This is a genomic window from Streptomyces sp. 3MP-14, assembly GCF_006334905.2.
Classification (GTDB): Bacteria; Actinomycetota; Actinomycetes; order Streptomycetales; family Streptomycetaceae; genus Streptomyces; species Streptomyces triticirhizae.
Genome location: NZ_VDLZ02000016.1, coordinates 160,862 through 174,705, shown reverse-complemented (window position 1 = coordinate 174,705; position 13,844 = coordinate 160,862). Strand labels below are relative to the sequence as shown.

Below are 13,844 nucleotides of genomic sequence, written 5' to 3'. Positions count from 1 at the left end.
TGGGGGCGTGCGTGGCGCGCACCGGCTTCGCCGGCCTGCCCCGGCATGTCGCCCGTCTCGGACGTGGCCGATCGTCGGGCGTCTCACGGGTACGGTGCGGGTTGGTCGTTGAAGGCTGCGGTGGGTGGGGTGTTCGGTTCATGACCACGCTGCCGCGCGAACATCGCCTGCCGTCGTGGTAGTCCGCGCGCCGTCGACTCCCGAAGGCGGGCGCGCCGGGGGGTGGGGGACCTTTTTTCTAGGTGCCCGTTTGGAAGTGAACAGATTGTTCAACTCTAGGCGGGCACCTATTGAAAGAGACCCCCACCCCCCCTGCCCGGAAGTCGACAAGGTGCGGACTACCCGACCGGCAGGCGATGTTCGCGCGGCAGCGTAGTCGTTGACCGTCGCCCCGTCCTGCCACCGGAGTGGAGCGGCGAGGGCCGTCCCTTTCAGTCGCTCGACGATCGGTCACATCCGAGACGGGCGACATGCCGGGGCAGGCCGGCGAAGCCGGTGCGCGCTACGCACGCCCCCACCCACCAACCGACCCCCGAACAAGCCGCAGTCCCTGCGCCCGGAGGGCACGGTCGCCAGAGCTGGCCCCCGTTCGGCAACGAACCCCACCTCCCGGAAGCCGCGCCCCCCCTCCCAGCCAGCCTCCTGCCGGCATTCGTTACGCCCGCACCCGGCCGATCGTGCGCCATCTAGGCCCGGCGTCGTAGCCCGCGCCACATCCCCCACCACACCGCAGAGTCTCGTCAACCAACAGAACGACCAGTCGGGCTGCCCCGCACCGGCCACCGGCCCGCAGACAAACCCCGCACCCACCAAGACGCACGAAGATCCAGAAGAGAGACCCTAGACGTTGGGCACCTTCAGCCGGGTCCAGCTCGTCTCGCCCGGGATGCCGTCGGCGTCCGCGCCGGAGTAGCCGAGCTTGCGCTGCCAGGCGGCGTAGGACTCCTGGTCCACGGCCGTCCACTCGGGGCCCGGGCCGACCTGGTACCGGCCGCAGCCCTCGGCGACCAGGCGGTGGCCCATCGCCGTGACGATCGGGCTGACGCGGCCCGGCGCGAAGAACGCGGCGCCGGGGAACGGCTCGTACGTCGGCTGCCCGCCGCCACCGTCCGGGGGCGCGCCCAGCCGGCGGCGCACCCGCTCGCGCAGGGCGTCCATGGTGAAGCCCCTGGGGTCGATCTTCCCCGGCTGCCACTCCAGATGGCCGATGACCGAGCGGTGGTTCCAGCCATGGGCGCGGCAGAGCGCGGCGGCCGCCCGTTCGATCGCCAGGAGTTGGGCCTCGGGCCACGGGTCCCTGCCGTCGCCGAGGTTGACGCACTCGAAGCCGTAGAAGTGCGGGTTGCCGTCGGTGTCCGCCTCGTTGTCCGGCGGCAGCGCGCGTTCGGCGATGACGGCGGCCAGCACGTCGCCGTCCCCGGCGCCCGCGTGGTTGGCCCGGCCGTGGCCGACCAGGTGGACGGCGCCCGCCTTGTCGATCACCCCGTGGCAGAGCGGCCCCGGCAGGGTGGAGTGCCCCTCGTAGCAGAGGCGCACGGACGCCTCGGTGCCGCTGGTCACGGTGTGGTGGATCATCACGCCGTTGACGGGGCCCCAGGGACCCTTGTGGTTGCGGTTGTTGGTGCGCCAGCTGCGGTACTCGTGCACGGTCAGGCCCTCGTCGCGGAGGGCCCTCAGCAGCCGGTCGGCGCTGAGTGGGGTCGCCATCGCACGGCCTCCTTCGGTGTGGGGGATGGCACGGCGCGGGAACGGTCCCCCCACTCCGCCCGCCGCCGGGGCCGAAGAGCGTCGCCCGCCGCGTTCGGGCGGACAACGGGAGCGTACCCGGCCAAGGGCCGGCCCAGACGTGAGGTTGGCGCCAACTTGACCTGCTTGTACGGGACTTGGCGGTTCTTTCACGGCTTTTCACGGGTTCGTCACGGTGATGCGACAGCCGGACCGCCACCCCTTGGTGCCGCTCGGCGCCCGTCCTACGCTGAATGACGAAAGTGAACGAGGGGGACGGAGAACGGCACTTCGACACATAACGGAACATCACGTATCCGGGGGGGACAGATGTCGATCACCTTGCCCGGCTGGTTGGCCGAGGTCGTGGACTGGCTCGGCTTCAACTGGCCCGACATCGACGAGGACGAACTCCGCGAGGCCGCCGACGGCTTACGCGCCTACGCCCAGGACTGCCAGGACTCGATGGACACGACGACCGGAGTCGTCGGCAACGATCTGGAACGGGTGTACCAGGCCCAGTCCTACGGCGCTTTGGCCGAGTCCTGGGGGCAGCAGTCGTCCCAACACATGCGCGCGCTCGTCGACGGCTGCGAGTTGCTGGCCGACGGCCTGGACGCCGCCGCCCTCGCCGTCGAGGGCATGAAGGTCAGATGCATCGCCCAACTGGGCATCGCGGCCGGGCAGATGGCCGCCGCGCTGGCCGCCTCGGCGGCCACCCTGGGCGTCGCCTCCGCCAGCGCCGTCGCGACGCAACAGCTCCAACGGCGACTGGTCAACGAGATCGTCGAGCGCTTCGAGGAGGAGGCGATCGGCGCCCTGGTGGACGGCGTGATCGGCCCGGTGCAGGACCAGATCACGTCGGCGGTGCAGCGACTGCTCCAGGAGGAGGCCGCCGAGATCGCCGCCGGCGAGCCGTTGCCGACCATCCGGCTGAACACCGACGAGATGCGCGCCTTCGGGGACACCATCCTGGGGCAGGCGGAGGCCAGCCTCTCCTCCGGCGAGCTGTTCTCGTCGAAGGTGACGGGCCTGACGTTCACCACGGGGGGCTGAGGGGTGGCCGGCTTAGGACAGCGCATCGCGCGCCCCGTCATCAACATCCTGGAAGAGATCGCCAGCAAGGTCCCCCGGGGGATGGACCGGGCCCACCGCCAGACGGCCCGACGCATCCGCAGGGCGGCCGACCGCTTCGACGAGTCCGAGCGACGCCTCGCCGACCGGGTGCCGACGTACACCGTGGACGACGAGGGCAATGTCCGACGGCTGATGCCCAACGGTCGGGACCGGCCCGTTCGTTGGTGGGACCCGCCAAGTGTGCGCAGGCTCCTGGGGGAGGACAGGCGGACCGCCGTCAAGAAGGAGGACGACGAGTACAACCTCTCCAACACCCAGCGCGAGCGGCGGCGGGTGACGTCGGAGCAGACGGATTGGCACCGTGGTGAGTTGACCTGGGCGACGCAGCGAGCACGGTTGGCCGCGAACGACCGGGACGGCAACAACTACGCGGCCTACCGCTACGAGGGCGATGACGGGGATTTCATCCTGGTCGGCAAGAGCTACGAGGAGAACCGCACCCACAGCGAGCACACCGCCGGCATCCCCTTCGACGCGGCCAGAGACCGTCTGGACGGTTGGGTCACCGGGTTACACAGCGAACGCGCGCCCTGCCACGGTCGGGGGATGCGTCAGTGCGACCAGTGGGTCGGCACCTTCATGCAGAGACCACAGGAGGAGTTGCCCGTCACCAACTCCGTCCCGTACGGGGACACCCCGGCTCAGAGACGGTTGGACAACAAGGTGCACAAGGCCTATCGAGACTGGCTGTTCGGAGAGTAGGCCCACGTGGGTCGGCCTACGATGAGACACGAGGGAGAGGTGGCACGATGAGCACGGGAGAGGAAGACCTGCCGGGCCGGCTCATGGCTCGGTTCGGCCGGGAAGGGCTGCGGCGGATCGCCGTTCCCGAGGGCACCGCGTCGCCGGCGGACAGCGTGCTGTTGACCGAGGTCGGGGTCCCGCGACAGGTGGGCCCTTACTTCACCTCCGCCGCTGATGCCCCGGCCCAGCTCGGCCCGTTCTGCGCGTCGATCGGCGTGGCGGCGCCCGACGCGGCGAAGGCGCGCTGGTGCCGCCTCGGCGGGGACCGGGGCGCGCAGCTCTGCCTCGACGAACACGGCACGGTGCGGGCGGAGTTCATCGACGTCAACGAGCCGGGACAGGTGGTCAACGTGTCGCTGACCGCGTTCCTCGAGTCACTGCTGGCTCTGGACGAGGGGATCTCCTCGCTCGCCTCGACCGAGTCGATCGAAGAGCGCGCCGAGTTGGTTCGGGCGCTGATCCGGCGACTCGCCGTTGCCGACTCCGAGCCGACCGAGTCCCCGGACTCCTGGTGGCTGATGGTGCTTCAGGACATCCGCCACACGATGACGCATCCCGGCTACACGGCGTTCGAGATCGAGGACCCCGGAGGGCAGAAGCAGGTCGTCACCAGCGCGGGGGGCTTCTGTCTGCACCCGGAGGAGCGACTGTGGGGCGAGTTGGAGGCATCAGGGGTCAGGCCAGAGCAGGTGACCAGGATCTACACGGAGTTGGAGGCCTGCTTCCTGCCGGGTCACTACTGTTCCCTGTGGCTGGCGGAGGTGTTCCCCGAGGCGCGCTTCTCTCATTCCTTCCCCTACCAGGGAAACGCGGACGAGCGTGAAGCGGGCTTTCTGGCGATGATGCACGAGACAGCGGCGCTGGGTCGACAGGGGAAGCGACCATGAGCTTCGTCGTCTCCCGTGGGGAGTTGGCGGCGTCGTTCGGGGCGGATCGGCTGGTCACGGTGCCGGACGAGCGGCTGAACCCGCGCGTGGTCCACCCGCTCAGCCGCCGTTTCCTGAGCGAGGTCGGCCTGCCGGCCCTGCCCGACTTCGTCTACGACCCGATGGACAACCTGGCCGAGGGGCTGCCCTCGGCCGTTGACACCCAGAACAACCTGCACACGTTCGACAACCTGCCGGAGACGGTGGACAGTTGGGTGCGGCTGGGCCTCTTCCACCACGAGCCGGTCTTTCTGGACGGCACCACGGGGGCCCTGTGGGAACTGCTCGGCGTCGCCCAGGTCAACAGCCGGATCGACCGCTTCGCCCGCTGCCTCCAGGCGCTCCACAGGCACCGGCGCGGCTACGCCCGCTGGAGCCCCAGCCGGGTGCGTGAGGCCACCACGGACCGGCTGATGGCGGAGTTCGCCGCCGTGGACCCCGAGGCCACGACCCGGCCCGAGTGCTACTGGAACGGCGCGCTGGCCGACCGCGAGTGGAGCTGACCGGAACCCGGCCCCCGGATTCGGTTTCCCGCACCCGCGCCCACACCCACATCCACCTTCTCGCAGGCGACGAGGGAGTCCGCCATGTCGAAAGTCGATTTATCGCCCGAAGACCTGACTGACCGACGCCCGTTGGGGGCGGGGCGCGCGCCCGCCGGGCGCGCGCTGCTCGACTGGGCCACGCGCCAGGAGGGGCCGCGCCTCTGCCTGATCGCGGGGGCGCGCGGCACCGGCAAGAGCCATCTGCTGGCCTGGCTCGTCGCCCACGGCGCCGAGCACCCCGCCGCCCGCGTGCACGCCCTGGTACCGGCGGCCGACCGGTCCCCCTCCCCCGTGCTGTGGGAGCTGTCCCACCAACTCGGCTGGGCGGCCAGGACGGTGCCCGAGCTGCTGGCCCGCCTGGACGCGGACCGGCGCCCGCTGCTGATCGGCATAGCCGACCTGCACCGCGCCTCCGCCGGGGAACGGCGGACCGGGTTGCGGCTGGTGCCGGACCTGCTGGAGCCGCTGCTCCAGCGGCCCTGGGTGCGGCTGGTCGTGGAGGTGGGGCCGCTCGCCGCCAACCCGTTCACCGCCGAGGCGACCGTCGTCGACCTCGACGACGAGCGGCTGACCGACCGGGCGGCGTTCGCCGCCTGGTACGCCGGGCTGCCCGGGGCCGAGCACGCGCCCCCGCCCACCGTCGTCCCGCCCCTCCCCGTGCTGGGCCGGCTGGCGGCCCAGCTCCCGGCGGGCGCGATCGCGGGCCGGGACGGCACGGCCGCGACGGTGGTCGACGCCTGGTGGGAGCGCCAAGGCCCGGACGTGCGGCGGGCGTTGGGCACGCTCGGGCGGCTGGGCTGGCCCGTCGACCTGCCCACCTGGCGGGCGGTGCACGCCACGTTGCACCCGGAGGTGCCGGACGCGGCGGCCGAGGCGGAGACGGCGGCGGGGCGGCTGACCTGGACCGGTGACGGCCGGACGACCGGACCGCACTGGCTTCCGCTGCCCGCCCTGGCCGCCCCCGCCGAGCGCGGGGCGCCCGGCGGGGACTTCTTCGCGGCCCTGCTGGGGCTGGTGCCGAGGAACGACCGCGACATTCTCGAATGGGACCGGGCGCCGGACTTCGTCCGGGACCACCTCACGGACCACGCGAGGACCGACGAGCAGGTGATGCGGCTGTTGAGCGACCCCGGGTTCCTCGTCCACGGATCGGTCGCCGCGATCTGCCGACTGCTGGACCGGCCCGGGGTACGCGTCCCGCGCTCGCTGCGCTCGGCATGGCGCGCGGCCGCGCCCCTGTTGACGCACGCGGGGCGGGACGAGGCCGAGCGCGCGGCGATCCTGCACGCCGCCGCGCTGGGACCGGCCCCACGGCTGGCGGCCCTGTTGGCGCCCGCCGCCGAACGCCATCCGGTGGCCGCCCGCTGGACCCGGATGCGGCGCACGGTCACCGTCGCCAGCGGCCCGGCGAAGGGCGAACGCTGGCCCGGCGCGGTGCGCGCGCTCGCGCTCGGCGCCCCGAGCCCGTCCGAGCCGCCGTGGCTGCTGGCCGCCGACCCGCTGGGTCAGCTGCGCCGGCTGACCCTCGACACCGGGCGGACGCTCGGGCGGATCATCAACGAGACGCGGGCGGCGGTGAGCGGGCTGGCGCGTCTCGACGGCGGCACCTGGGCGGTGCTCACCAACGCCGGCTCGGTGCGCCTCGTTCCGGGCGGGGACCAACCGCCGCCGTCCCTCCGCCACGCGCCGGGAGCGGACCGGGCCCCGCTCACCTGCCTCGGCGGAGACCCGGGAGGCGGGCTGCTGGTCCTGGGGGACGACACGGGCACGGCGTGGCTGCACACCCACGACAACTCCGGCCTGGCGCCGGCCGGTTCGGCACGGCTGGCGGAGGCCCCACTGCGAGCCGTCTGTGGTGTGCGGCTGGGGAACGGGCGCACCATGGTCCTCGGCGCCACCGCCGACGGGCGGGTGGTCCTGTGGGGTCCCCCGCGCTCGCCGTCGAGCGTGCCGCTGCTGGTCCGCGCCGCCGTCCCGACGGCGCTCGCGGCCGCTCCCGTGCCGGGCGGCGCGGTGTGCGCCGTCGCCTGGTCGGACGGCCTGATCGACGTGCTGAGCCCGCACGACGGAGGGGAGTTGTCGTTCCGCTCACACCACCCGGTGGCCGCCCTGGCGATCGCCTCGGACGGTCTGATCGTCGGCGCGGGCGACGAGGCCGTCACCGCGTGGCGCTGCGACCTCTCCCGCCTGCCCGCGAACTGAGTGCCCCGGCCGGGGGTGGGTGCGGGTGGTGGGGTGTGGCGGCCGCGCCCTCCGCTGCGCGGGGACCGTGCGTTGTTTACGGGTCGTTTGGTGGGTGGGGGCGTGCGTAGCGCGCATCGGCTTCGCCGGTCCGCTGCGGCGCGTCGGGCTTTATCGCGGGGTGGGTGACGGTGTTCGGGTTGGGCGGGTGGTGTCGTGGGGCGTGCGGTCAACGACCACGCTGCCGCGCGAAGATCGCCTGCCGTCGGGGTGGTCCGCGCGCCGTCGACTTCCGAAGGCGGGCGCGCGCGGGGGTGGGAGATCTTTTCTCTAGGTGCCCGTTCGGAAGTGAACGGATCGTTCAACACCCCAGGCCCGCCCGACCCTTGCGCGGACGCCGTCACCCGCAGGGCGCCCGGATGTGGTGCCGCCCGGGTCTGACAGCACGGCATGACGGTCCTCGGTATGGTGGCTGGCATCGCACAGCGAGGAACGCCGAGGAGGGGATGGGCTTTTGTCCACGATGCCGGTTTCCGCGAAAGTAAGTAAAAACCGTCCTCCCCGCCGATAAAACCCCAGGTCAGCTTCTCTGCTCCCCGCGCACGCGGGGATGGTCCCTCCGGCGTCACGCCGACGATCTTGGAGCCGGTCTGCTCCCCGCGCACGCGGGGATGGTCCCGGAGAGGAGACCGCCGCCATGCGCGAACTGGACTGCTCCCCGCGCACGCGGGGATGGTCCCCGGTACGGCGCGCCGGGTTCCCCGGTGGCGAGCTGCTCCCCGCGCACGCGGGGATGGTCCCGGCGGCCTTCCGCCGGCCGCGACGACCCGAACACCGTCACCCACCCCGCGATAAAGCCCGACGCGCCGCAGCAGACCGGCGAAGCCGATGCGTGCTACGCACGCCCCCACCCACCAAACGACCCGTAAACAACGCACGGTCCCCGCGCCGCCGGCTCAGTAGGCCAGCGCCAGCACCTCGTTCTCCCAGGTCTCCAGCCGGTGCGGCCCGGTCCCCGCCGGCAGCGCCGCGCGGTCGCCGTGCACGGCCTGCCGGCTGCCGTCGGGCCGCACCAGCGCGGTGCCCTCCGCGTCCAGGGCCAGCAGGCCGTCCCCGACCCGCAGCAGCAGCGGCGCGCGCGGCCCCGCCGAGACCGCGACCCGCCCGTCGGCCAGCGCCGCCAACACCGCGTCGGACGAGGCGTCCTCGGCCAGCACCCAGGTCGTGGGCCGGCCTGGCAGGGCGTCGTCGCCCAGCCGGTGGAAGTCGCTGCCGCCGAGCGCCACCACGTCGGGCCGCCAGGCGGCGGCCCACGCCAGGGGCGCGCCCCAGCGGCGGTCGAACCAGCCGGAGTGCCACACCTCGACATGGCGCGGCCGGTCGGTCAGCGGGTTGCGCCAGGCGCAGTCGGCGCCCAGCGGGTGGTTGATCGACAGCAGCCCGCCGTGCCGCCTGGCGTGCGACAGCCAGTGGTCGGCGGGCCGCCGGAAGTCGACCCAGCCGACGTCGCCCAGCACGTTGGCGTGCCCGGTGTCGGTGGTGACCTCCTGCCCGGGCAGCAGCGCGATGCCGTAGCGGGCGGCGACGGCCGGCAGGTGCGGGTGGTGGCTGGTGGTGTTGTGGTCGGTGACGGCGAGGAAGTCGAGGCCCTGGGCGGCGGCCAGCGCCGCCAACTCGGCGGGCGTCAGGGCCCCGTCGCTGTGCGTGGTGTGGCTGTGGCAGTCGCCGGCCAGCCAGCGCAGCCCGTCGACCTCGGGCAGCGGCCGGCGGGGCGGGCGTTCGGGCACCGGCGGTTCTGCCGGCGCCGGGGGCGGCGCGGGGCGGCGGCCGGTGGTGGTGATCCGCAGCTGGTATTCGAGCCCGGTGGGCGGCACCCGGTGCAGCCGCAGCAGCACCTGCCACTCCCCCGGCTCCGGCTCGCCCGGCAGATAGCCGGGCGTGGCCCAGTCGGCGGCGACGGTGTAGCCGTCGCGGGCGCCGCCCGACCAGCCCCGGTAGCCGGCGGGGCCGAGGCAGCCCAGGTCCAGCACGCCGGCCTCGCGTTCGTAGGACAGCTCGACGGTGACGGCGGCCGTGCCGCGCGGCACCTCGAACGGCAGCTCGCGCAGCGGCTGTTCGAGCCGGTCGGCCAGGGTCCAGCGGCCCCGGTGGACGGTGTCGGTGGCGGGTGTCACGGGACCTCCGCTCTGGGCCCGGTGGAGTGGGCGGTCGGGGTGAGCAGTTCGCCGTCACGGTAGACCAGGGCGCGGTCGGCGCGGGGCAGCGCGTGGCCCTCTCGGCCGGGGGTGACCTCGGTGTCCTCGTCGACGACGACCTGCACGGGCCCGGCCGGGCCTTCGAGGGTGACGAGTTGGGCGCTGCCCAGGTTCTCCACGACCCGCACCTCGCCGCCGAGCGCGCCGGGCGTGGGCGCCTCGTGGTAGGTGAGGTACTCGGGCCTGATGCCGTAGGTCAGCTCCTCGCCGTCGGCCAAGTCCAGGCCGTCGGGGGTGGGCAGCGCGAGGTCGGCGACGCGGACGGCGCCGCGCGCGGCGGTGCCGGGGAGCAGGTTCATCGGGGTCGAGCCGATGAACGAGGCGACGAAGGTGTTGGCGGGGCGGCGGAACACCTCGGCGGGCGTGCCGAGTTGGCGTATCCGGCCGTGTTCCATGACGGCGATCCGGTCGGCGAGGGCCAGCGCCTCGGCCTGGTCGTGGGTGACGAAGACGGTGGTGACGCCCAGTTCGCGCTGGAGCCGCTTGAGGAAGGTACGGGCCTCCAGGCGCAGCCGGGCGTCGAGGTTGGACAGCGGCTCGTCGAAGAGGAAGGCGCGCGGGCGGCAAGCCATCGCCCTGGCGAGCGCGACGCGCTGCTGCTGCCCGCCGGAGAGCTGGTCGGGGCGGCGCGCGAGGTAGTCGGTCAGGCCGAGTTCGGCGGCGGTCTCGGCGGCCCGTTCGCGTCGTTCGCCGCCCGGCACCTTCCGGATGCGCAGCGGGTAGGCGATGTTGTCGGTGACGGTCATGTGCGGGAAGAGGGCGTAGTCCTGGAAGACCATCGCGACGTCGCGCCGGCCGGGCGCCAGCGCGGTGACGTCGGTGCCGCCGAGGACGACGGAGCCCGAGGTGGCGGTCTCCAGGCCGGCGAGGGTGCGCAGCAGGGTGGTCTTGCCGCAGCCGGAGGGGCCGAGCAGGGCGAAGAACTCCCCGTCGGCGATGGTCAGGTCGATGGCGTCCAGGGCGCGGACGCCGCCGGGATAGACCTTGGTCAGGGCGGCCAGGGCGATGTCGGCCATCAGCGTTTGATCCCTCCGTGGAACCGGAAGCCGTACCGGGAGCTGACCAGCAGGAACATCAGCACCACGGGCACGGAGTAGAGCAGCGAGAAGGTGGAGATCAGGGCCAGGTCGGGCTGGCCGCCCTCGGTGTAGAAGGTGTACATGACCACGGCGGCCGGCGACTTCTCCGGGGAGCGGAGCAGCAGGAACGGGATCAGGAAGTTGCCCCAGACCTGGGCGACGGACCAGACGGCGATGGTGGCCAGGCCGGGCCGCACCAGCGGCACCACCACATGGCGCATCACCTGGAGCGGGGAGGCGCCGAAGACCTGGGCTGACTCCTCGTAGGAGCGGGGCGTGCCGTCCATGAAGTCCTTGAGGATGAAGACGGCCGAGGGCAGCAGCCCGCCGGAGAGGACCAGGATCACGCCCAACTGGGAGTCGATCAGGTCGAGTTCGTAGGCGAGATTGAACAGCGGCACCATGGCGGCGGTGCCGGTGACGATGGAGGAGAGCAGCAGCAACGAGTAGAGCAGCGCGTCGCGGCCGGGGAGCCGGACGCGGCTGAGGGCGTAGGCGGCGAGCGCGGAGCAGACCACGACCAGCGCGCCGGTGCCGGCGGCGAGGATGGTGGAGTTGCCCAGGGAGCGCAGCGCGTAGCGGTTGTCCAGCAGCGTCTCGAAGTTGTCCAGGGTGAACGAGGGCAGCGAGGCGGTGATGGAGGGCGTGTCGTCGAACGGGGCGCTGGCCAGCCACAGCAGCGGCACGGTGAAGAACGCGAGGACCAGCGAGCAGAAGGTGTAGAAGCCGACGGTGCCGAGCAGGCGCCGGGCGCCGTCCAGCCCGGCGGCGTGCCGGTCCCCGGGCCGTTCGCCCGTCTCTCCGGATGTTTCGGCGGGTGGGGCGTTCATCAGGCCGGGTCCTTCCGCCTGCGCAGCAGCCGGACGTAGACCACCGCGATCACGAGGTTGATCAGCAGCATCAGCACCGAGATGGCGGCGCCGAAGCCGAGTTCGCCGCCGAAGAGCGCCGTCCGGTAGATGAAGACCGGCATGATCTCGGTGCGGTCCTCGGGCCCGCCGCCGGTCAGCAGGAACGGGGTGAAGTCGTTGAACGTCCACAGGCTGATCAGCAGCAGGTTGGTCAGCACATGCCCCCTGATCCGGGGGAAGACCACATCGCGCAGCTGCTGGAGCGAGGAGGCGCCGGCCAGGCGGGCGGTCTCCAGGTGGGACGGCGGGACGTTCCCGAGGGCGGCGGCGTAGAGCATCATCGAGAACGCGGTGCCGCGCCAGATGTTGAAGACCACGATGGAGAGCATCGGGTGCTCCAGCAGCCAGGCGGTGCCGGGCGTGGACAGCAGCGCGTTGAGGGTGCCGTCGTCGCGGTCGAGCAGCGCGATCCACAGGAACGCGATGACGCTGCTCGGCAGAATCCACGCCAGCAGCACCATGGCCTCGATCAGCCGGCGGCCGAAGCCGCGCCGGTTCCGCAGCACCCAGGCGATGGCGAAGCCGAGGCCGGCCTGGCCGATCACGGCCGAGCCGACGACGAACTGGAGCGTCAGGCCGAGGGAGTTGGTGAACCCCTCGTCGTCCAGGGCCCGTTCGAAGTTGTCCAGGCCGACGACCTGCGGGTCGACGGCGGCGAGCCCGGTGAGCCGGTAGTCCGTCAGGCCCAGGTAGATCGTCCACAGCGCCGGGAAGACGAGGAACGCGGCGATCAGCAGCAGCGCGGGCACGACGAACGCCGCCGCCCTGGCCCTCCCGAGCCCCGCCGCGTCCCGGTCGCCGTGCTCGGCCCGGCCGGCGCGCTCCCCGCCGGCCGGGAGCACCGACTCGGCCGGCTCAGGGGGCGACGTCGCCATCCACGACCTCCTCCAGCGCCTCCTGGTAGTCGGCCGCCGCCTGCCCCGGGTCAGTGCCGTCCACCACGGCGGCGGTCGCCTCCTGGAGGAGGACGGAGACCTGCGGATAGACGTCGAGCGCCGGCCGGAAGGAGGTGATGGGCAGGACCTGCTCGTTGACGAAGGTGAGCATCGGGTCGTCGCCGAGAACCTGCTCGTTGACGTCCACCCTGGCGGTGATGCGCGGGTCGTCGCCGACGGCGGCCGTCAGCGCCTCGGCGGAGTGCATGAAGGTCAGCAACTCCCAGGCCAGGTCGGCGTGTTCGCTGGCCGGGTTGACCACCCGGACGTTGCCGCCCGAGGTGCTGACGAAGTCGGCGCCGCCCACGCCCGCGCCGGGCTCGGCGGCCGGGATCAGGGCGTAGCCGACGGCCTCGTCGCGGTTGTCCATGGGCGCGACGCCGTTGTTCGGGTTGACCACGGAGCGCCAGAAGTAGTCGCCCTCCAGCAGGATGCCGATCTCGCCGGCGGCGAACTCCTCGAAGGACTTGTCGCGGCCCTGGGTCTCCTGCTGGAGCTGTGGGTCGCCCAGGCCGTTGCCGTAGATCTCGGCGTAGAGGCCGAGGACCCGCTCCAGGCCATCGGTGGCGCCGGTCCAGCCGGCGCCCTCGCTGTGCACCTCCTCGCCGGCGCCGGCCAGCAGCGGCAGCACGCCCTGCATGGTGGTGGCCTCGCCCATCGCGGTGCCGGCGTTGAGCTGGACGGGGGTGACGCCGTCGATGCCGGCCAGGGCCTCGGCGGCCTCGGTGATCTCGGCCCAGCTGGTCGGCTGCCAGTCGGTGGGCAGCCCGGCCTCGGCGAACAGCTCACGGTGGTAGAACAGCACCCGGCCGTCGGTGCCGGCGGGTATGCCGTAGAGCGCGCCCTCGAAGGTGGCCAACTGCTGGACGGCCTCCGGGATCTGCTCCCAGCCCTCCCAGGAAGCGAAGTCAGCGGTGGTCTCCTCCAGCGGCTGGACGTAGCCGGCCTGGGCGAACTCGCCGAGCCAGATGCCGTCGAGCGCGTAGACGTCGGGCCCCGAGCCGGACTGGAGGTCGAGCGCCAGGCGGGACTTGTACTGTTCGTCGTCCACGCCACTTGGCTCGAAGGTGACGTCGACGGCGACGCCCGCCTCCTCCTGGGCGGCCTCGAAGCGCGGGATCAGCCACTGCTCGATCCAGTCGGCCTCGGCGGCGTTCTTGCCGCCCGAGATGGCGTTCATGCTGATGGTGAGTTCGATGGTGCCGGAGTCCCCGTCCCCGTCGGAGCCGCAGCCGGCGACGGCACCCGCCAGGGCCAGCGCTCCGGTCAGGGCGACAAGCCGTCTGGTCAGCACTCGCATTGAGTCATCCCCTCGTGAGGTTCGCTCCGGGAGAGTGACATAGCGCCCGGGGGAAGAAAAGGGTCCGTTGTCCCAACGTTCGCTGTCTTCCCAGGCGTTACCCACC

Annotated in this window: 11 protein-coding genes; 5 read left to right on the top strand and 6 right to left on the bottom strand. The window is 72.6% G+C overall.

Translation table 11 applies throughout. The features are described 5' to 3' along the window. Positions 1–840 precede the first annotated feature (840 nt). Complete coding sequence (locus FH609_RS24795; RefSeq protein ID WP_139671294.1) at positions 841–1,707, bottom strand: peptidoglycan-binding protein; 867 nt, start codon at positions 1,705–1,707, stop codon at positions 841–843. Between the two features lie 348 nt (positions 1,708–2,055). On the opposite strand from FH609_RS24795, the gene FH609_RS24790 reads away from it, so the two are divergent. From FH609_RS24790 to FH609_RS24770, 5 genes are all read left to right on the top strand, one after another. Then, a complete protein-coding gene (locus tag FH609_RS24790) occupies positions 2,056–2,781 on the top strand; it encodes a hypothetical protein (protein WP_139671297.1) in 726 nt (241 codons plus the stop codon). Between the two features lie 3 nt (positions 2,782–2,784). Beyond that, positions 2,785–3,564 (top strand): nucleic acid/nucleotide deaminase domain-containing protein, encoded by a 780-nt coding sequence (locus tag FH609_RS24785; protein ID WP_139671300.1) that lies wholly within the window; start codon positions 2,785–2,787, stop codon positions 3,562–3,564. Positions 3,565–3,611: 47 nt separating this feature from the next. Continuing rightward, positions 3,612–4,493 (top strand): nucleic acid/nucleotide deaminase domain-containing protein, encoded by an 882-nt coding sequence (locus tag FH609_RS24780; protein WP_139671303.1) that lies wholly within the window; start codon positions 3,612–3,614, stop codon positions 4,491–4,493. Next, positions 4,490–5,035 carry an SUKH-4 family immunity protein gene (locus tag FH609_RS24775; protein WP_139671306.1) on the top strand — a complete coding sequence of 182 codons (546 nt, stop codon included), beginning with the start codon at positions 4,490–4,492 and terminating at the stop codon, positions 5,033–5,035. The genes FH609_RS24780 and FH609_RS24775 overlap by 4 nt, the downstream gene beginning before the upstream one ends. A gap of 84 nt (positions 5,036–5,119) precedes the next feature. Next, positions 5,120–7,279: a hypothetical protein gene (locus FH609_RS24770; protein WP_139671309.1), complete on the top strand. Its 2,160-nt coding sequence runs from the start codon at positions 5,120–5,122 to the stop codon at positions 7,277–7,279. Between the two features lie 935 nt (positions 7,280–8,214). Here the strand turns inward: FH609_RS24770 and FH609_RS24765 are convergent. The 5 genes from FH609_RS24765 to FH609_RS24745 are packed head-to-tail and all read right to left on the bottom strand — an operon-like array spanning position 8,215 to position 13,738. Continuing rightward, the gene (locus FH609_RS24765) at positions 8,215–9,432 is read right to left on the bottom strand and encodes a CehA/McbA family metallohydrolase (protein ID WP_139671312.1); all 1,218 of its coding nucleotides are present in this window, start codon (positions 9,430–9,432) and stop codon (positions 8,215–8,217) included. Further along, positions 9,429–10,529: an ABC transporter ATP-binding protein gene (locus FH609_RS24760; protein WP_139671315.1), complete on the bottom strand. Its 1,101-nt coding sequence runs from the start codon at positions 10,527–10,529 to the stop codon at positions 9,429–9,431. The genes FH609_RS24765 and FH609_RS24760 overlap by 4 nt, the downstream gene beginning before the upstream one ends. Further along, on the bottom strand, positions 10,529–11,422 hold the full coding sequence (locus FH609_RS24755) for a carbohydrate ABC transporter permease (protein ID WP_139671318.1): 894 nt from the start codon (positions 11,420–11,422) through the stop codon (positions 10,529–10,531). The genes FH609_RS24760 and FH609_RS24755 overlap by 1 nt, the downstream gene beginning before the upstream one ends. Next, positions 11,422–12,378: a carbohydrate ABC transporter permease gene (locus tag FH609_RS24750; RefSeq protein WP_139671321.1), complete on the bottom strand. Its 957-nt coding sequence runs from the start codon at positions 12,376–12,378 to the stop codon at positions 11,422–11,424. The genes FH609_RS24755 and FH609_RS24750 overlap by 1 nt, the downstream gene beginning before the upstream one ends. Further along, on the bottom strand, positions 12,359–13,738 hold the full coding sequence (locus FH609_RS24745) for an extracellular solute-binding protein (protein ID WP_139671324.1): 1,380 nt from the start codon (positions 13,736–13,738) through the stop codon (positions 12,359–12,361). Before FH609_RS24745 ends, FH609_RS24750 begins: the two co-directional genes overlap by 20 nt. Positions 13,739–13,844: the final 106 nt, after the last annotated feature.